The organism is Rhodococcus wratislaviensis, assembly GCF_041228765.1.
Lineage (GTDB): Bacteria > Actinomycetota > Actinomycetes > Mycobacteriales > Mycobacteriaceae > Rhodococcus_F > Rhodococcus_F wratislaviensis.
This window is the reverse complement of record NZ_CP150488.1, coordinates 5,285,158-5,304,358: the sequence shown is the minus strand read 5'-3', so window position 1 is coordinate 5,304,358 and position 19,201 is coordinate 5,285,158. Positions and strand designations below refer to the sequence as shown.

The following is a 19,201-nucleotide window of genomic DNA, read 5'->3' as shown; positions in this document are numbered from 1 at the left end:
CGAGGATCTTGTCAACTCAACCAAATGTCTTTAGATTTACTGCTGTGACGCAGAGCACGCTGTGTGGCCTGACGGCCGCACAGTCCTGCGCGGCGGCCGGGTTGGCCCCGGCCGCGCCGACACCTCCGGGAGGCATTCCATGAGCGGAACCGTTATCGACGCACTCACCTACTGGGTGCGAACCGTCCCCGACCAGCCTGCGATCGACTTCGCAGGCGACGTCGTCACCTACCGTGAACTCGACACCTGGGCCGACGCCGTCGCCCATGACCTCGCAGCTCGCGGCGTCACACCCGGAGACCGAATCAGTTTCCTCGGATCGAACTCGCTCGAGTGGTGCGTGGCCGCGCTGGGCGCCATGAAGGTGGGCGCGATCTCGGCGCCGTTCAACCAGCGGATGCTCGCCGGCGAGCTGATCACCCTGGTCGAGGATTGCGAGCCGTCCGTCGTGTACTGCGACGGGGCACTGCGCTCGCGTCTCGACGAGGTGTACGGGGCGCGCGGCACCTTCGCCATCGTGGAGTTCGAGCGTGAGGTGCGTCCACTTCGCGGCGGCACGCATCCGCCGTTCCACACGGCGGTGACGGAGCAGTCCGAGCCCACCGCGATCGTCTTCACCAGCGGCACCACCGGCAAGCCGAAGGGTGTGGTGTTCACGCACGCCACGATCGCAGGCGAGATGCACGAATGGGCCCTGATGGAGCCGATCGAGCAGAATCGCTTTCGTCCTCTTCTCGTGCTGCCGCTGTTCACCGCAGCGGGCATCATCTGGGGTATCTCCCGGACCGTGCTGCACGGCGGCACCCTGCTGCTGCAGCCCGGGTTCGACCCCGAGGCCGCGTTGCGGGTGATGATGGACAATCGTGCCACCACCTTGACCGGACCGCCGATCCTGTTCGAGCAGATCTCCCGTGTGCCCGGTTTCGCGGACGCCGACCTGAGCCATCTGACGACAGCCCACGTCGGTGGTGCCCGGGTGCCGTCGGCGCTGGTCGGTACGTGGGGCGCTCGGGGCGTCCAGCTGCGGCAGATATATGGGCAGACAGAGATCGGCGGCTCCGCCACCGCGATGCCGCGGGACGAGGCGGCCGAGCATCCCGACAAGTGCGGTCGAGGTGGCATCTTCACCAAGATCCGTGTCGTCGATGCCGACGGAAAGGACTGCGCTCCCGAAGAAGTGGGGCAGATCCTGCTGCGGGGTCCGGGGATGATGCCGGGGTACTGGCGCAACGAGGACGCCACCCGATCCGCGCTGATCGACGGTTGGCTGCATACCGGGGATCTCGGAAAGCTCGACGACAACGGTTATCTCACGTTCGTGGACCGACTCAAGGACATGATCATCTCCGGTGGTCTCAACATCTCGCCCGCGGAGATCGAGCAGGTGATCAACCGGCTGCCCGGTGTCGAGGAGGTCGCGGTGATCAGCGTGCCCGACGAGAAGTTCGGCGAGACTCCGGCCGCGATCGTGAAGAAGGCCGAGGGAGTCACCGAGGCGGACGTCGTCGAGTACTGCAACAAGAACCTCGCCGATTACAAGGTGCCGCGGTACGTGGTATTCGTCGATGGCGGGTTGCCTCGGATGGCCAGCGGCAAGATCTCCAAACGAGACCTGAGGGAGACATATTCCGATGTGCCGCAGACCTATCCGAAGGTTCGGTGACGGCGATGACGCAGCAGCAGCAACAGCGGGTCGCGGTCGTGACGGGCGGCGGCCGCGGGATCGGAGCTGCGATTTCCCGTCGGCTGGCTGCCGACGGGTTCGCGGTCGGGGTCAACTACTCGTCCAGCGCGGCGGACGCGCAGGACGTGGTGGACAAGATCGTCGCCGGCGGCGGTCGGGCGGCGGCGATTCGGGCGGACGTGTCCGACGCGGCACAAGCGGAGGAGTTGATCGTCGAGGTCGCGGCCCAGCTCGGCACACCGACCGTGTTGGTGAACAATGCGGGAATGAACATCGCGGGCGCGGCCCGCAAGCAGTCGCCGAGCGACTGGGACCGGGTGATCGGCGTCAACCTCAGCGGTGCCTACTACTGCACCCACGCCGCGCTGCCAGCGATGTATGACAGCGGTTGGGGCCGAGTTGTTTTCGTCAGCAGCCCGTCCGGTGGGCGACGACCGTCCCCGGGCATGAGCGCCTACTCGGCCGCGAAGGCGGGACTGGTCGGCATGACCCGGTCGATGGCGCTCGAGGTGGCACGCCGCGGCATCACGGTCAACACGGTCATGCCGGGATTCGTGGAGACCGACATCATCAACTCCGGCGGCGAGAACGCGGTGGAAACCCTCGCCGCCCACTGGCCACGGATCCCGGCCGAGTCGATCGCGTCGACTGTGTCCTTTCTGGCCAGCGAGGACGGCAGGCACGTGTCCGGGGAAGAGGTCGGCGTCTGGCTCGGCGGGCCGGTCGGCATCTGAAGGGTAGCTCCGCTCCTCGTGCGCGGTGCACGAGTCCCCGGGCTCGTGCACCGCGCACGAGCGCGTCAGTGGTTGTCGGCCTCGGCGCGGTAGTTGCCGGGCCACGCCTTCCCGAGGGTCAGACCCCCGTCGACGACGAGGTTCTGACCGGTCACGAACGTTGCGTCGTCGGAGACCAGATAGGCGATGGCGCCTGCGATGTCGTGGCCCTCCCCGGCGCGGGGGATCGGCTGGAACGTCGCCAGCCCCCGGCGCACACTGTCGACGCTGGCATCCAGCGCGTCTCCGTCCAAGCCGGCGCCGTGGCCGACGATCCGGGTGGCGACCCCGCCCGGGGTGACGGCGTTCACCCGCACGTGGAACTCCGCGAGTTCGCGTGCGGCGCTGCGGGTCATCTGCAGCACGGCGGCCTTCGCGGCGCCGTACGGATGCGGGCCGAAGCCGGTGCGCACCCCCGCCACCGACGACACGTTGACGACGGTGCCGAACCCCTGCTCGCGCATCACCCGGGCGGCGTGTTTGGTGCCGAGGAAGGCACTGCGCGCCAACACCGCGAATGAGGAGTCCCACTCGTCGACGGTGGTGTCGGCGACGTACGTCCAGGCGCCGACCCGGCCGGCGTTGTTGACCATTGCGTCCAGTCGTCCGAAGCGCCCGGTCGCGGTGCGGACCGCGGCCGCGACGTCCTCCTCGCAGGTGACGTCGGTGTGCAGATAGACGCCGCGCTCGCCGAGGGCGGCCGCGACCGCCTCGCCGCGCTCGTCGTCGATGTCCGTGACCACCACCCTCGCACCTCGCTCCGCGAGAAGTGCGCAGGTCGCGGCCCCGATTCCGCTTGCGCCTCCGGTCACCACCGCGACCTTGCCGTGTAGTTCCGCCATTGTGTCGAGTCCTTCCCTGCCGTCCGTTCGAACATGGATCTTGAGGTATTAACCTAAAGGTATTAGCTTGAGAAGTCGACGGTCGTCAATGCGAAGTAGTGGCCGTCGGAACCACACGAGGGGAAGGCCCCGAATGTCCGAACTGATACTGACCGAGCGGCCGCGGCCGGGCGTTCTGCTGATCCGCCTGAACCGCGCGGACGCCCTGAACGCGATGAACGCCCCGCTCGTCGAGGCGCTGCACGCGGTGCTCGCCGACGTCCGTCACGACTCCCAGACCCGCGCGATCGTGCTGACCGGGAACGGGCGGGCGTTCTGCGCGGGAATCGACCTGCGCGGATACGGCACCCCGCCCGGCGCGGTCGACGGCGAGGGCCGGGCCCAGGCGGGTATGCGTGTGCAGCAGCACATCGCATCGCTCGTCGAGGCGTTCCGCGGTGCCAGGCCGCCGGTGGTCGCCGCGATCAATGGCGCCGCCGCGGGAGGTGGGATGGCGTTGGCACTGATGGCCGACGTCCGGATCATGGCCGACAACGCCGCACTGCATGCGTCGTTCATCAACCGCGGGCAGTCCAGCTGCGACATCGGCGTCAGCTGGTTGCTGCCCCGGATGATCGGATTCTCCAGGGCGGCAGAGATTCTCCTCACCGGACGCCCCGTCGACGCCGCCGAGTGCGAGCGTGTCGGCATCGTATCGTCAGTCGAACCGGCGGAGCGCCTGCTGGACGCGGCGCTGGACACCGCCGAGAACATCGCGCGCAACAGCCCGTTCGGCGTGTGGATGACCAAGGAGGTGATGTGGTCCAACCTCGAGGTTCCGAGCCTACGCGCGGCGATCGACCTGGAGAACCGGACCCAAATCCTCGCCGCCATGACCAAGGACCACCGTGAAGCCGTGTACTCGTTTCTCGAGAAGCGCCCGCCGGTCTATGAGAACCACTGAAGGACGACAGCTGTGACTGGTCGAGAAGACAATGGGGGTGGACGGTGAAAGTCGGTATCGCCGCGGGATACTGGGGGGCCGGACCGCCGCGCAACGTCGATCGGATGCTGGCCGAAGCCGAGGCGCTCGGTGTGGACAGCTTCTGGACGGCGGAGACCTACGGATCGGACGCGCTGACCCCACTCGCCTGGTGGGGATCCCGCACCTCCACCATCAGGCTCGGAACCGCAGTGTGCCAGATGTCGGCGCGCACGCCGACCGCCCTGGCCATGGCGGCGCAGACGATCGACCACCTCAGCGGGGGCAGGATGATCGTCGGTATCGGCGCGTCGGGCCCCCAGGTGGTCGAAGGCTGGTACGGGCAACCGTATCCCCGTCCGCTCGAGCGGACCCGCGAGTATGTCGAGATCATGCGTGCGGTGTGGGCCCGCGAGAAGCCCGTGACCTACGAGGGGCGGCACTATCAGCTCCCTCTCGCCGGTGGCAGCGGTCTCGGAAAGCCGTTGAAGTCGATCGTTCACCCACTGCGCGAGGACATCCCGGTCTATCTCGGGGCCGAGGGACCGAAGAACGTCGCGCTCGCCGCCGAGATCGCGGACGGCTGGACCCCGCTGTGGTTCTCGCCCAAGAGTGACGAGTTCTACCGTGCCGCGCTGGCCGAGGGATTCGGCCGAGACGGAGCACGCCGCTCACCGTCGGATTTCGAGATCGCCAACGTGTGCTGGCTGATCGAGAACGACGACGTGGAAAAGGCGGCGGCCAAGATCAAGCCCGTCGTCGCGTTGTATGCCGGTGGCATGGGGGCGAAGGGCGCCAATTTCCACAACGACGTCTTCGCGCGGATGGGCTGGACCGATGCCTGTGCCGAGATCCAGGAGTTGTACCTGCGCGGCCGGCCCGATCTCGCAGCGCAGGCGGTTCCGACCGAGATGGTCGAGGACGTCGCGCTGATCGGGCCTGCCGACAAGATCTGTGAGGATATCGTGAACCGCTGGAAGCCCACCTGCTTGACGACGCTGATCCTCGGTGGCTGGCCGAGGCCGGAGAACCGGGAACGCATCCTCGAGGCGGTGATGTCGTGACACTCGATCCGCGCACCCCGATCCTCGTCGGCGGTGGACAGATCAACGAGCGGGCCGGGGGAGTGGAACCCGTCGACCTCATCGTCGCAGCAGCCCGGGACGCCGCCGGAGAAGCGGGATCGTCGCGTCTGCTCGAACTCGTCGACTCGGTCCGATTGATCGGCATGCTGTCGTGGCGCTACCGCGACCCGGGCGCGCTGGTCGGCGAACGCATCGGCGCGGCCGTCCGGCACACCGGGTACACCGGCAGTGGCGGCAGCGGCCCTCAGGTTCTCGTCAACCAGGCGGCGGAGGACATCGCGGCGGGCCGGGCCGACGTGGTCCTGGTCGGCGGTGCCGAATCGTGGCGGACCCGAATGAAGTTGCGATCTCGGGGCCTTCGCCCGGAGTGGACGGTTCAGGACGAGTCGGTTCCGCCTGCGGAGATCCTCGTTCCCGAGGTTCCGATGGTCTTCGACGGTCAGGCCCGGATCGGCCTCGACCGTCCGGCGTACGTGTACCCGTTGTTCGAACAGGCGCTGCGGATCTCGTCCGGACGGTCCGTGGACGATCATCGCTTCGCGATCGGCGCACTGTGGTCGGGATTCAGCAAGGTCGCGTCGACGAACCCCCACGCCTGGACGGGTCGTGAGTACACGGCCGACGAAATCGTCACCCCGTCCGAGGACAATCGGTGGATCAGCTGGCCGTACACCAAACTGATGAACTCCAACAACATGGTGGAACAGGGCGCAGCCCTGCTGCTCTGCTCGGTCGGCGTCGCCACCCGCCTGGGGATCTCGCGCGACAGGTGGGTCTTTCCCCACGCGGGTACCGAGGCCCACGACACGTACGACATCTCCGAGCGGGAGGCGCTCGATCGGTCACCCGCGATCCGGGTTGCCGGGGCGCGCGTGCTGGAACTGTCGGGGATCGGGCGCGACGACCTCGCGCACGTGGACGTGTATTCGTGCTTTCCGTCGGCGGTTCAGGTCGCCGCGGCCGAGTTGGGATTGCCGCTCGACGATCCGGGTCGACCGCTGACGCTGACGGGCGGACTCACCTTCGCGGGTGGTCCGTGGAACAACTACAGCACGCACGCGATTGCCACGCTGGCGACCCGGCTGCGCGAGGCGCCGGGTACGTACGGGCTGATCACGGCGAACGGCGGTTACCTCACGAAGCATGCGTTCGGGGTGTACCGGACCGCGCCGCCGCGCTCTGGTTTCCGACGCCAGGACGTTCAGGCCGAAGTCGATGCGCAACCGATCACGCGAGCGCTCACGAGCTATGAGGGTGCCGGCTCGGTCGAGTCCTGGACGGTGGTGCACGGCCGCGAGGGGACCCCGGAGCGCGGCATCGTGGCGGTGCGGACCGGAACCGGTGAACGCACGTTGGCCGTCACGACGGAATCGGAGGCACTGGCACGGCTCGTCGGTGTCGACGTCGCGCGGACCGCGGTGGCCGTCGCCGCCGACGGCACGTTCCGATTCGGCGACGATTGACTCCCGTTTACCTAAAGGCATAAGGTATGAGTATCGAGAACATCCGCCGTGAGGCGTGAGGTCCTCACGGAGAAAAGGAGTTTCGAATGTCTGTCGAAGACTTCCGCGACCTGTACGAGCGGCATGTCGGATACGTAGTGTCCGGAGACATGAAGGCGGCTCTCGCCGACATGGTGCAGGAGAATCTGCCCGCCGTGTTCGACGGCGTCACCGTTCCCCGCGGCGACGTCGACGGGTTCGAGATCAAGGACGTCCGGGCCGACGGTGACCGGCGCATCGGCGAGACGGTGTACACGACCCCGAACGGGACCATCGGCCTGAGATCGATCTGGGAGCGCCACGACGGCCGCTGGCAGGCCGCGGCGCTCGAGAACTTCCCTGCGACAGGAGGACGGCCGGCATGACCGACGAACCGTGGGGACCGTCCACCGACGGCCTCGACCAACCGTACTGGGACGGGCTCACTAGAGGTGAGCTGCGACTTCAGCGATGCGGCACGTGCAACACCTGGATCTGGGGACCGCAATGGGTCTGCGGGTCCTGCCACACCCTCGACCCCAACTGGGAATCCGTGACGCCCGTCGGCACCGTGTACAGCTGGTCACGCAGCTGGTACCCGTTCATCAGCGAACTGGCCGACCGGGTCCCGTACGTGACGGTCCTCGTGGAACTTCCGGGGGCCGGGCACCGTCGGGTCCTCGGAATCCTGACCGGCGACGACACCGACACCGTCCGCATCGGCGACCCGGTCGTCGGGCACATCGAGCACGACGAAGGCGCGACCTGGCCGCTGCTGCGCTGGCGCCGATCCACGGAAGGAGCGCAGGCATGAGTGCACTCACCATGCGGGGGGCAGCCGCCGTCGTGGGCGTGTCCGAACTGCATTATCGTCGCGGCGAGGCCCCCGCGGGCGAACTGAGGATGACCCTCGAGGCGATCCTCTCCGCGTGCTCGGACGCCGGCATCTCGCCGCGCGAGCTCGACGGGTTCGTGTCCTATGCGGGCGGTGGACACGACGGTGCGGTCATCGGCGGAGCTCTGAGGGTCGACGACGTCCGGTGGTCGAACATGATGTGGGGCGGTGGCGGCGGGACGGTCGCGGCTGCGATCAACAATGCCGCCGTCGCGATCGCCGCGGGGCAGGCCGAGTGCGTCGTCGTGTACCGCTCGATGGCACAGGCGGACACCGGACGGCTCGGATACGCCAAGTACCACTACGGTCCGCACTTCCTCGCGCACGGCGTCGGCTCACCGGCCCAGGTGTGCGCGCTGCGGACGCAGCGACTGCTCGAGCACGACGGGGTGCCGCGCGAGACCATGCGCGCCCTGGTGCTCGCGGCGTACCGGCACGCCCAGAACAATCCGACCGCACAGGGCTACGGCAAGCCCCTCGACGAGGCGACGTATGAGTCGTCCCGGCTGATCACCGAACCGTTCCACCTGTACGACTGTTCCCGGGAGAGCGACGGCGCCGTTGCGCTGGTGCTGGTCTCCGCCGACCGCGCGAAGTCGCTGCGACCGGACCCGGCGTATGTCCTCGCGGGCGCCCAGGGCGCCCCCGGTGGTTACTCCTCGATCATCGACAACGACGACCAATACGCCACAGCGGGTTTCGCGGGCACCGCGGGACGGCCGGGGGTCGCGGACCGCCTCTGGGCCGCGGCCGGTCTCGGCCCCGACGATGTGGACGTCGTCCAGGTGTACGAGAACTTCAGCGGGCCCGCCGTCGCTGCGCTCATCGACCACGGCCTGGCGCCGTCCGGTCCCGCCGCAGGCGAGGTCCTCACCGTCGACAACCTCACCGCGGGCGTGGGCAAGCTCCCCGTGAACACGAGTGGCGGCAACATCGCCGACTCGTTCGTCAACGGAATGGGTCTCGCGGTCGAAGCGGTGCGCCAGATCCGCGGAACCTCGACCAATCCCGTGGTGCACGCCAGGACGTCGCTGTTCATCGGCGGTCCGATGGCGCCGCTCGTCAGCTCGACGCTCTTCGCCCACGAAGACGTGCTCTAACACCACCGACTCTGCGAGAAGGATCGACATGGACAACATGACTGTGGACCGGGACGCTCTGTTCATCGGTGGCCGTTGGGTCGCCCCGAACGAGGGTGCGACGGTCGACGTCGTCGAAGCTGCCACGGAGAAGGTGCTCGGGCGTTCGGCCGTCGCGTCGACCGCTGACATCGATGCGGCGGTCACCGCCGCACGCGACGCACTCCGCGGACCGTGGGGGCAACTCGACAACAGTGCTCGCGCCGACATTCTCGACGTGTTCGCGGCGGCACTGCAGAAGCGTGGTCGCGACACCGCGACATTGGTGAGCCGTGAGAACGGCATGCCGATCTCACTCTCCGCTGGGGTCAACGGTTTCGGGCCCGCCGCCATGATCCGGTACTACGCCGCGCTCGTCCGTGAGGCGGCGTCCAAGGACGTTCGACCCAGCGCGTTCGGCGGTCGCACGGTGGTTCGGCGAGAACCGGTGGGCGTCGTAGCAGCGATCACGCCATGGAACTACCCGCAGCCACTCGCCGCGATGAAGATCGCACCCGCGCTCGCGGCCGGCTGCACCGTGATTCTGAAGGCCGCTCCCGAAACCGCGCTCGACGCGTTCGCGTTCGCGGACGCCGCGGACGAGGCGGGGCTGCCTCCGGGCGTTCTGAACATCGTTCCCGCGGGCCGCGAGGCGAGCGCGTACCTGGTGCAACATCCGGGGGTCGACAAGGTTGCATTCACCGGGTCGACTGCGGCGGGACGCGCCATCGGCGAGGTCTGCGGCAGGCTCCTGCGCCCGGTCACGCTCGAACTCGGCGGCAAGTCCGCTGCGATCGTGGGAGCCGACGCAGACCTGGCGGTCTTCGCCGCGAACCTCGCCGAGGTCTCGCTCGTGAACAACGGTCAGACGTGTCATGCCAGTACCCGGATCCTCGCCCCTCGCGACCGATACGACGCCGTCGTGGAAGTGGTCACCGAGACCGTCCGCGGCCTCGCCGTCGGTGATCCGCTCGACAAGGCCACCGCGATCGGGCCGCTGGTCAGCGCAGCCCAGCGCGAACGCGTGCTCGGCTACATCGAGGATGGTCGCCGTGCGGGGTACCGTATGACGACGGGCGGGGGCGTACCGGATTCGCAACCGCTCGGCTGGTTCGTCGAACCGACGGTGTTCGTGGACGTGGACAACTCCGCCCGCATCGCGCAGGAGGAGATCTTCGGGCCCGTTCTGACGATCACCCCGTACGACGACGAGGACGAGGCCGTCGAGATCGCCAACGATTCCGAATACGGCTTGGGCGGCACGGTGTGGACCGCGGACGAGGAGCGCGGCCTCGCGCTGGCGTCCCGCATCCACAGCGGAACCGTCGGTGTCAACCATTACGCCCTCGACCTCGATGCGCCGTTCGGCGGAGTCAAGTCTTCCGGGCTCGGGCGCGAACTCGGGCCCGAAGGCCTGTACCCGTACTTCGCCACGAAGTCCGTCTACTTCGGAACACGCTGAGCAAGAACACCATTCATCGACTTTTGAGACATGATCGAACGGAGCAGACGATGACGCTACCGCTGACCGGTGTCCGCGTCCTGGACCTCACCGACGGCCTCGGCGAGTCGTGTGGCCGCTACCTCGCAGACCTCGGTGCGCAGGTGACGAAGGTGGAAGGTCCGGGAGGCGCGCGCTCACGCCGCGCCGAGCCCGTCGTGGACGGTGTCAGCGTCCCGTTCGCGCTCCGAAACGCGAACAAGCGGGGCATCGTGGTGGACCTCGACGATGCCGCCGGCCGGGACCGGCTTCGGCAACTCGTGGTGGAATCCGACATCCTGGTGGAATCGCACGCTCCGGGCCACCTGAGTGAGCGTGGGGTCGGCACGGCGGAACTCTCCGCTCTCGCACCGTCACTGGTATGCGTGTCGGTCACACCGTTCGGACAGACCGGACCCTACCGGGACTGGGCAGCCACGGAATCGGTGCTGTACGCACTCAGTGGTGTGCTGTCCCGCTCCGGCGCTCCCGGAGCCGAACCGCTCCTCCCGCCGGCCGGTCTGGTCGAAGAGACCGTGGGGATGCACGCTGCGTGGTCGGCGCTGCTCGCGTATTACGACCGCCTCCGGACCGGGCGCGGCCACGTCGCGGATCTGTCCGCCTTCGAAGCGCTCGTTCACGGCTTCGATCCCGGATTCGGCACACAGGGTTCTGCGGCCGCGGGACGCTCGGACGACTTTCCCCGCGGGCGGCCGGACGCGTCGAACTTCTATCCGGTGTTCCCCTGTGCCGACGGGCACGTGCGCATCTGTCTGCTGGCCAAACGGCAGTGGCGGGGAATGTTCGACTGGCTCGGGCAGCCGGAAGAATTCGCCGATCCGAAGTTCGACACGATTCCGGCTCGTTTCGCCGCCGCAGACACATTGCACCCCCTCATCGAGGCGCTCTTCGCGACTCGCACCCGCGACCAACTCGTCGCGGAGGGTGCGGCCAGGGGCGTGCCCGTCGGCGGTGTCCTCTCGCTCGGGGAAGTTTTGACGACCGAACACTTCGAGGTTGCCGGTGCGCTCGCGGACGTGGAGATCGCGACGGGGATGCACGCGCGGGTTCCGACGGGATACGTGTCGATCGACGGCTCACGCCTCGGAATCCGGACCCCGGCGCCCGAACTCGGGGAACACGATGTGCTGTCCCGCGCGCAGCGGGACCCGCACCTCCGCGAGGATTCCCGGACACCGCAACCGGGCACACGCCCTCTCGACGGCCTACGCGTCCTCGATCTGGGCGTCATCGTCTTCGGTGCCGAACTCAGCCGCCAGTTCGCCGATTACGGTGCCGACGTCATCAAGGTCGAGAACGCCACGTTCCCCGATGGGCTCCGCCAGTCGAAGCGCGGCGCGGCGCTGGCCGCGTCCGTGGCCTGGGGGCACCGCAACAAGCGCAGCCTGGGCCTGGACCTGCGCAGCCCGGAGGGCAAGGAGTTGTTCCGCCGTCTCGTCGTCGAGGCCGATGTGGTTCTGGCCAATTTCAAACCCGGCACGCTCGCATCGATGGGTTTCTCCTTCGACGAACTCGCCACCCTCAACCCGCGCATCATCGTGTCCGAGAGCAGCGCGTTCGGTAGTACCGGACCCTGGAACACGCGACTCGGGTACGGCCCGTTGGTCCGTGCGGCGTCTGGGGTGTCCGCCCTGTGGAGATACCCGGGAAACGATGAGCTGCTCTGCGACGGTTCGACTGTTTACCCCGATCACATCGCCGCTCACGTCACGGCGATCGCCGTGCTCGCTGCGCTGATTCAACGGACGCGCACGGGGAGGGGGGCGGCGCTCGAGGTGGCGCAGGCGGACACCGCACTCGTCCAACTCGGCGCTCAACTGGCGACGGAATCGCTGCGCCCCGGCACCGTCTCCGCACCCGGCAACTCCGACCCCTTCGCTGCGCCGGCCGGAGTGTTCGCCTGCGCGGGTGACGACGAATGGTGCGTCGTGTCGGTCCGGGATGACGACGACTGGGTTCGGTTGTGCGCCGCGATCGGCACGCCCGAACTGGCGGACGTTCCAGCGTTCCGCACACAGGCCGAGCGGGTTCGGAACCGCGTCGACGTCGACGACGTGCTGGGCGAATGGTTGCGGACGCTCTCCCCGACAGCGGCTGTCGCGGCGTTGCAGGCGGCGGGGGTGCCTGCCGGGATGATGCTTCGCCTCCCCGAACTGCTCTCCGATCCGCATCTGGCGGCTCGCGAGGCCTACACGGTCACGCACCACGACTTGCTACCCAAGGCGTTGCCCACCGCAGCCCGCGTCGCGCGTTTCTCGACCATCCCCGATCCGCCGTTGCGTCAGGCCCCGGTCGCCGGGCAGCACAGCCGTGAGATCTGCGAGGACGTGCTGCGCATGACGACCGCGGAAGTGGATCGTCTGGTGGCCGAGAGAATTCTGCAACCCCCCGCTGCGGATCCGTCACCGATCGGGGCACCCGCACCCACTACGACCGCCGCAAGGTGACAGCCCCCGCACCGTTCCTTCCGGAGGAAGGAACGGTGCGGGCAGTCGACCGAACTATCGGACCCGGCATGCCTTCCGTGGACAGCATGGGTCTGCGAGGGGTCGGCCGGGTCGTCAGGGCAGGGGCGCAACGGCATGGCAGGTGGGCGCGACCGCCGACCCGTCGGATCGTACCTAGGTAGTGTAGATTCCCGTCGGGTGCGAGGATGAGAAGCGACGACAAGGGGTGCGGCGAATCACTCTTCGCCGCACCCCTTGTCGTCGGGACAATTCAGGCCTTCATCAGATCTCGATGGATGATTTCCTTCATGATCTCGTTGGTACCGCCGTAGATACGCTGGATTCTTGCGTCGATGTACGCCTTGGCGACGGGATACTCCATCATGTACCCGTAGCCGCCGTGGAACTGCACCCCCGCATCGATCACGCGGCCCTGCAATTCCGTCGCCCAGAGCTTGGCCTTCGCCGCGTCCACCGCAGTGAGAGTGCCCGCATTGTGCTCTCGCACACACCGGTCGATGTACGCACGGGACACCTCGACGGCCGTCTGCAGTTCGGCGAGCGTGAAGCCGAGGCCCTGGAATTCTCCGACCCGCTTGCCGAAGGCCGTCCGTTCCTTGACGTAGTCGAGGGTCCAGCCGAGCACCGCCTCCGCGGACACCTGCGCGGCGATCCCGATACCGAGTCGTTCGAGGGGAAGGCTCTGCATCAGGTACGCGAATCCCGAACCGACCTCACCGAGCAGATTCTCCTTCGGGATGCGGACGTCTTCGAAGAACAACTCGGCAGTGTCCTGGGCGTGCAGACCGAGCTTGTCCAGCTTGCGACCCCGGGTGAATCCCGGCGTCCCGTCCTCGACGACGAAGAGGCTGAAGCCGCGGGAGCCGGCAGAGGGATCCGTCTTCGCGAACACGATCACGAGGTCCGCGAGGATTCCGCTGGTGATGAACGTCTTGGACCCGTTGATCACCCAGGTGTCGCCGTCGGCGACCGCGGTGGTCTGGATGGCGCGCAGATCGCTGCCCGCGGCAGGCTCGCTCATCGCGATCGCACCGATGGTCTCGCCGGTGACGAATCCGGGTAGCCAGCGGCGACGTTGTTCGTCGTCGGCATGACGGAGCAGGTAGTTCAGGACGATGTCGTCGTTCGTCGAGAAACCGGATTGCAGCGCCGATGCGCCGACGCGGGCGATCTCCTGCTGGATAACGAAACGGAAGCGGTAGTCGAGTTCGCCGGGCCCGCCGTACGCCTCGGGGACGGGCAGGCCGAGCAGGCCCTGACGGCCCGCTGCCAGCCAGGTCTCGCGATCGATCAGGCGGTCCGCATCCCATTTCTCGAGCTGGGGCACCACGTGCTTGTCGACGAATCCCCGCACGGATTCGCGGAACAACTCGTGGTCCCGGTCGAACAGATCGCTCTGCATGTATTCCTCCCTGATGCGGGACGCCCGTCGGGCGCCCCGCAGATCATGTGTTGTCAGTTCGTTGCCAGCAGTTTCTGCGTTTCCCGGCGGAAGACCTGGTTGGCAACCTCGTTCTGGCCCAGTACCATCCGCCCTGCGTTGGCACTGGTCATTCCGTGCTGGGAGTCCCTCAGGAGCGGGAAGTCCTCCGCGTGGAGAACTGCGAGAAGAATCTCCCAGTTCTTGTTCCACAGGCGAGTCCACTTCTCCTCGGTCATTTCGGTGTCCGCGACCGGCGGCACGATCAGGCGCATCTCCATGCGGCAGCGCTGCGGATCGGTGGGGTGCGGCCGGAAGGTGAGGAGCTGGAAGTGATCCGGCTGCCGCAGCAGTGTGCTGTTGGGGAGCAGGAAGTGGGTCTCCGTGATGTCCTTGGCCAGGCTCCGGTCGCCGGGATCCTCCTCGATCCACCGATCGATCGACTTGCGCGGGGCGATGAAACGGCAGTGCCTGCCGAAGTCCTCGAAGGCCATCACGTTGGTGTGGATGTGCTTGGCCGCAGTATTGGGGTGGGCGTACTGGATGTGATATCCATCGAGGAAGGCGTCCTGCATGATCTTCCAGTTCACCGGCTCGTCGAAGCCCTCGGACTGGAAGGCGATCTTGGAACCGAGATCGTAACCGGAGAGGATCGTATCCATCTCCTCGCCGAGCCAGCCCGCCACGTCGATCTCGGCGTTCGCCTCGTCCACGACCCAGATGAAACCGTGACGTTCCTCGGTCGGCAATTCCACGAGGCCCATGTTCGTGGTGTCGGCCTCCCCGAACGTGTTGTCGCGGGTGATCGTCCGCAGTGTGCCGTCCGTGTCGTACGACCACCGGTGGTAGGGGCAGGAGAAGAGGCGGCACCGGCCCTTCTCTTCCTTCTCGAGGAGGGCACCCCGGTGCCGGCACAGATTGACGAACGTCTTGACGCCGCCGTCGCGCTGGCGGACGACGATGATGTTGTTCCGCGGCATCTGCAGGGTGAAGAAGTCACCCGCGCGGGGGATTTCGGAGCCGTGCGCGACGATCGAGGGAACTCGCCCGAAGATGAGGTCGCGTTCCTGCTTCGCCACGGCGGGATCGGTGAACTCCTCCGGCCGGAACCAGGTGATGTGGTCGAACTCGTCCGTCGTGTCGTTGCGCAGGTGATCCAGGGCGCGGCGAATGCGTTCCTCGCGGGGTGCTCCGACCTCGGTCATTGCGTTTCCTCCAGTGTCGTGCGGAGTCGATGGGCCGGCGTGGTCGCCGCTACCCGCCACCGACTCCGAATGCGGTGTGGATCGACCCTCTAAATCTAACTCAAATAGATTTATGTGTAAACCCTCGCAGGTCCGGTCGTTGCGGGTTTTATCAATGGGCATTAGGTTTAGGGGACACCGTCCGATGAGGAGTGATACGGATGATTTCCTGTCAATGGCGCGAGGAACTCGCAGACGACGATCGCGACGAAGTTCTCGCTCTGGTGGCCGCGGCCGCGGAATACGACGGCGAGGCCGGGTTCTCGCGTGTCGAACCGCGGGACGTCACGGCCTGTTCGCGGAAGGGAGTGCGGGTATCGCATCTTGCCGTCAAGGCACGTCGTGGTCTCAGCGCCCTCGAGGATGCGCCACTCGTGGTGGTGGCGTACCTGCATCTGGCTGTGGACGAAGGCGGCCTCGGGACGGTCCAGTTCGTCGTGCACCCCGACTATAGATCGCGGGGAATCGCGACGTTGCTCGTCGAGGAGCTCGGCCTCGACGTGGACCGGCCGGACGGCTGGATGGGTACCGGTGCGCGCGGGCTGCGCACCTGGGCCTTCGGTACGCATCCGGCGGCCGAGCGCCTGACGCGCAGGTTCGGGATCTCGTCGGTCAGCCGGTTGTGGACGCTGTTTCGTAGCCTGACCGGTCCCTTTGCGGTTCCGCTCGATCCGGTGCACCTCCCCGGAGGATCGGTGCTGGAGTCGCCGCGAGCGCTGGACGACCCGCAGTCGCTGAAGGCGCTCGACGACGTACTGAGCCGTTCGGGAATGCCGCCGGCACAGCTCGAGAAGCTCTCGGAAAGCCGAGCCGACGGAACCGGATCCGTGGTTCTCGCGTCCGACGACACGGGCCGGCCTCAGGGTTTCGTCTGGTTGGACCCGTTGCTGCACACGCACCTCGATTTGCGGGCCGCGTGGATCCGAGCGCTGGTGCTCGAAAAGGAGGCGCGTGGCGGTGGATTGGGTGCCGGCCTGCTCGTGCGGGCGCTCGAGGTGTTGCGTGACGCGGGTGCCCAGATCGGCTTGATGAGAATCGATCCCGACGACGACGGCGCCGTCCGCCTCTGCCGGTTGCTGTCGTTCGAGCAGGAGGAGGCTCACACGTGTTACCAGGTCGGCGAGTGGCACGAGCCTCCCGGATATCTCTGAGGCATGAGACAAATGACGATATGTGTTCCACTGTTGACGCGCGGCGAGCGCCGCGCTACTGTCCTGTGACACGGCTCACAAGAGGGGTTCGTGACGAGGGCATCCGGAAGACGCTCCTCGAATCCCAGCTCACATCCTGTACTCATGCCCCGCGCATCCTTGCGCGACATTTCTGCACACCAGCGACATTCACAACTCAGTAGTTACGAGAGGACTCGTCATGGCACGACTCGAGGGAAAGGTCGCATTCATCACCGGTGCGGCTCGCGGACAAGGACGTTCGCACGCCATTCGACTGGCGGAGGAGGGTGCCTCGATCATCGCGATGGACATTTGCGAGCAGATCGACTCGGTGTTCTATCCGATGGCCACCACGGACGACCTCGCCGAGACCGAACGTCTGGTCAAGGAGGCCGGCGGCTCCATCGTCACGTCGGTGGGCGACGTCCGGAATCGGGCGGACGTCCAGCGTGCGTACGACGCCGGGATCGAACAGTTCGGGCACGTCGACATCGTCCTGCCCAACGCCGGCATCATGCCCGTCATCGAACCCGGTGATCAGCCGCAGGCGTGGCACGACGCCATCGACGTGATGCTCACCGGTGTGTGGCACGTCCTGGAGGTCACGGTGCCCGGGCTGATCGAGCGAGCAAAGGGTGGCTCGATCGTCATCACCAGCTCCGCGGCGGGCCTGACCAGCATCGGGCTCAACACGTTCCCCGGTCAGGCCGGCTACTCCGCCGCCAAGCATGGCGTGGTCGGTCTCATGCGGCTGTACTCGAAGCAGCTCGCGAAGCACAGCATTCGAGTCAACACCGTGCATCCCACCGGGGTGAACACCCCCATGGTGGCGAATGCCGAGTACGGCGAGTTCGTGAATTCGCACCCCGAGGTCGCGAACGACGAGTCCTACAAGAATCCGATGCCGGTCGAGCTGATCGAGGCTGTCGACATCAGCAACGCAATCGTGTTCCTCGCATCCGACGAAGCGCGGTACGTCACGGGCGTGACCCTGCCGGTCGATGCCGGCTACAACAACCGCTGAGTGAAGGGAATTTCCGACCATGACGACAACAGAGTCGGCGGCCGCAGCGCCGCCGAAGATCGCCGATCGCCAGCAGGTGTTCGTGGGCGGCCATTGGGTGGAGTCGACGGGAGACGAGTGGATCGACCTCGTCGATCCGTGGACGGAGAAGCAGGCTGCGCGGATCCGTAGCGCTACAACGGAAGACGTCGAGCGTGCCGTGCAGGCGGCGCGCGCGTCGTTCGATTCCGGTGAGTGGGCGTCGCGCACGTTGGCCGAACGCGCCGACGTCCTCGACGAGATCGCGAACCGCCTCGAGGCCCGGGTCGAGGAATTGACCCCGCTCGGGGTCGTCGAGGTCGGTATCCCCGTGGCGGTCAGTGGCCCGACCCAGCAGATGGCCGCCGGGTTGTTCCGTGCCGTCGCCTCGGTGGCTCGTGACTTCTCCACCCGCGAGGACCGGACCCGGGCCGACGGCGGGATCTCCCGGATCCTCAAGGAACCGACCGGTGTCGTCGCGGCCATCATCCCCTGGAACGGGCCGATCGGGACGATCGCGTTCAAGGTGGCACCGGCCCTCGCCGCAGGCTGCTCGGTGATCCTCAAGACGGCGCCGGAGGCCCCGCTGTCGCCGTCCGTGTTCGCCGACATCATCGGTGAGCTGACTGCGGAGGGAGTAATTCCCGACGGTGTGGTCAGCGTTCTCTGCGCCGATCGCGAGGTGTCCGAGACCCTGGTCACCAATCCCGCCGTCGATCACATCACCTTCACGGGAAGCACTCTCGCGGGGCGGCGCATCATGTCTCTCGCCGGTGAGCGCATCGCGCGCGTGTCCCTCGAACTCGGTGGGAAGTCGGCGGCGATCATTCTCGACGACGCCGATCTGGAGCATGTCATGCAGTCTCTCCCGATGGGTGGCTGCATGCAGAGCGGTCAGGCGTGTATCGCGCTGACGCGGGTCCTCGTGTCACGCAAGCGTCACGACGAGGTGATCGAGGCGTTCAAGGGTGCGCTGAGCTTCCTGCCGATGGGGAATCCGTGGGAGCAGACGACATTCCTCGGTCCGCTCGCCATGGAACGGCAGCGTGACCGCGTCGAGAGCTACATCGCTGCGGCCGAGGAGGAGGGCGCGACGATCGTGCTCGGCGGCGGCCGCCCCGCCGGGGTCGAACAGGGCTTCTTCGTCGAGCCGACCCTGATCGACGGCGTACGCAACGACATGCGAGTCGCGCAGGAGGAGATCTTCGGTCCGGTCATCTCCGTGATCACCTACGAGGACGAGGAGGAGGCGATCGCCATCGCCAACGACTCGATCTACGGGCTCTCCGGTGCGGTGTACACCGCCGACCTCGACCACGGTTTCGAGGTGGCGCAGCGTATCCGGACCGGAACGATCAGTGTGAACGCCGCGATCATCGACTTCACGGTGCCGTTCGGCGGGTACAAGCAATCCGGCGTCGGGCGCGAAGGCGGGATCGAGGGCCTCGAGGAGTTCTTCGAGACCAAGACGGTACACATGCCGGCGACCGCGGAGTAGGTGCCGGGCGCAGACAC

General features: G+C 67.1%; 16 protein-coding genes. 13 read left to right on the top strand and 3 right to left on the bottom strand.

Annotated elements, in window-relative coordinates:
- Nucleotides 1-139 precede the first annotated feature (139 nt).
- Both WKC72_RS24445 and WKC72_RS24440 read left to right on the top strand, forming a co-directional pair.
- Nucleotides 140-1,663: a class I adenylate-forming enzyme family protein gene (locus WKC72_RS24445; protein WP_370179796.1), complete on the top strand. Its 1,524-nt coding sequence runs from the start codon at nucleotides 140-142 to the stop codon at nucleotides 1,661-1,663.
- 5 nt (nucleotides 1,664-1,668) lie between these two features.
- Entirely contained in the window at nucleotides 1,669-2,418 is a 750-nt protein-coding gene (locus WKC72_RS24440; RefSeq protein WP_370179794.1) for an SDR family oxidoreductase, read from the top strand.
- Nucleotides 2,419-2,483: 65 nt separating this feature from the next.
- Here the strand turns inward: WKC72_RS24440 and WKC72_RS24435 are convergent, their stop codons facing one another.
- Nucleotides 2,484-3,299 (bottom strand): glucose 1-dehydrogenase, encoded by an 816-nt coding sequence (locus WKC72_RS24435; protein ID WP_370179792.1) that lies wholly within the window; start codon nucleotides 3,297-3,299, stop codon nucleotides 2,484-2,486.
- Nucleotides 3,300-3,432: 133 nt separating this feature from the next.
- Between WKC72_RS24435 and WKC72_RS24430 the strand changes: the two genes are divergently transcribed.
- The 8 genes from WKC72_RS24430 (at nucleotide 3,433) to WKC72_RS24395 (ending at nucleotide 12,787) form a co-directional block, all read left to right on the top strand.
- Nucleotides 3,433-4,242, top strand: coding sequence for an enoyl-CoA hydratase-related protein (locus WKC72_RS24430; RefSeq protein WP_370179790.1), 810 nt, complete (start codon nucleotides 3,433-3,435; stop codon nucleotides 4,240-4,242).
- Between the two features lie 44 nt (nucleotides 4,243-4,286).
- Nucleotides 4,287-5,324 (top strand): LLM class F420-dependent oxidoreductase, encoded by a 1,038-nt coding sequence (locus tag WKC72_RS24425; RefSeq protein WP_370179788.1) that lies wholly within the window; start codon nucleotides 4,287-4,289, stop codon nucleotides 5,322-5,324.
- On the top strand, nucleotides 5,321-6,808 hold the full coding sequence (locus WKC72_RS24420; RefSeq protein ID WP_370179786.1) for an acetyl-CoA acetyltransferase: 1,488 nt from the start codon (nucleotides 5,321-5,323) through the stop codon (nucleotides 6,806-6,808). The genes WKC72_RS24425 and WKC72_RS24420 overlap by 4 nt, the downstream gene beginning before the upstream one ends.
- Before the next feature lie 86 nt (nucleotides 6,809-6,894).
- Nucleotides 6,895-7,212, top strand: a complete 318-nt coding sequence (locus WKC72_RS24415) for a hypothetical protein (RefSeq protein ID WP_370179784.1) — start codon at nucleotides 6,895-6,897, stop codon at nucleotides 7,210-7,212.
- Nucleotides 7,209-7,640 carry a Zn-ribbon domain-containing OB-fold protein gene (locus WKC72_RS24410; protein WP_370179782.1) on the top strand — a complete coding sequence of 144 codons (432 nt, stop codon included), beginning with the start codon at nucleotides 7,209-7,211 and terminating at the stop codon, nucleotides 7,638-7,640. The genes WKC72_RS24415 and WKC72_RS24410 overlap by 4 nt, the downstream gene beginning before the upstream one ends.
- Nucleotides 7,637-8,821, top strand: a complete 1,185-nt coding sequence (locus WKC72_RS24405) for a transporter (RefSeq protein WP_370179780.1) — start codon at nucleotides 7,637-7,639, stop codon at nucleotides 8,819-8,821. Before WKC72_RS24410 ends, WKC72_RS24405 begins: the two co-directional genes overlap by 4 nt.
- Nucleotides 8,822-8,849: 28 nt before the next feature.
- The gene (locus tag WKC72_RS24400) at nucleotides 8,850-10,301 is read left to right on the top strand and encodes an aldehyde dehydrogenase (RefSeq protein ID WP_370179778.1); all 1,452 of its coding nucleotides are present in this window, start codon (nucleotides 8,850-8,852) and stop codon (nucleotides 10,299-10,301) included.
- A 50-nt stretch (nucleotides 10,302-10,351) separates the two neighbouring features.
- Complete coding sequence (locus WKC72_RS24395; RefSeq protein WP_370179776.1) at nucleotides 10,352-12,787, top strand: CaiB/BaiF CoA transferase family protein; 2,436 nt, start codon at nucleotides 10,352-10,354, stop codon at nucleotides 12,785-12,787.
- Nucleotides 12,788-13,058: 271 nt separating this feature from the next.
- On the opposite strand, the gene WKC72_RS24390 is transcribed toward WKC72_RS24395, so the two are convergent.
- Both WKC72_RS24390 and WKC72_RS24385 read right to left on the bottom strand, forming a co-directional pair.
- The gene (locus WKC72_RS24390) at nucleotides 13,059-14,210 is read right to left on the bottom strand and encodes an acyl-CoA dehydrogenase family protein (protein WP_370179773.1); all 1,152 of its coding nucleotides are present in this window, start codon (nucleotides 14,208-14,210) and stop codon (nucleotides 13,059-13,061) included.
- 53 nt (nucleotides 14,211-14,263) lie between these two features.
- A complete protein-coding gene (locus WKC72_RS24385) occupies nucleotides 14,264-15,433 on the bottom strand; it encodes an SRPBCC family protein (RefSeq protein WP_370179771.1) in 1,170 nt (389 codons plus the stop codon).
- Nucleotides 15,434-15,633: 200 nt separating this feature from the next.
- On the opposite strand from WKC72_RS24385, the gene WKC72_RS24380 reads away from it, so the two are divergent.
- The 3 genes from WKC72_RS24380 (at nucleotide 15,634) to WKC72_RS24370 (ending at nucleotide 19,184) form a co-directional block, all read left to right on the top strand.
- Nucleotides 15,634-16,623, top strand: coding sequence for a GNAT family N-acetyltransferase (locus WKC72_RS24380; RefSeq protein ID WP_370179769.1), 990 nt, complete (start codon nucleotides 15,634-15,636; stop codon nucleotides 16,621-16,623).
- A gap of 220 nt (nucleotides 16,624-16,843) precedes the next feature.
- Nucleotides 16,844-17,668, top strand: coding sequence for a mycofactocin-coupled SDR family oxidoreductase (locus tag WKC72_RS24375; RefSeq protein ID WP_370179767.1), 825 nt, complete (start codon nucleotides 16,844-16,846; stop codon nucleotides 17,666-17,668).
- A gap of 19 nt (nucleotides 17,669-17,687) precedes the next feature.
- Nucleotides 17,688-19,184 (top strand): aldehyde dehydrogenase, encoded by a 1,497-nt coding sequence (locus WKC72_RS24370; protein ID WP_370179765.1) that lies wholly within the window; start codon nucleotides 17,688-17,690, stop codon nucleotides 19,182-19,184.
- The last annotated feature ends 17 nt before the right edge of the window (nucleotides 19,185-19,201 follow it).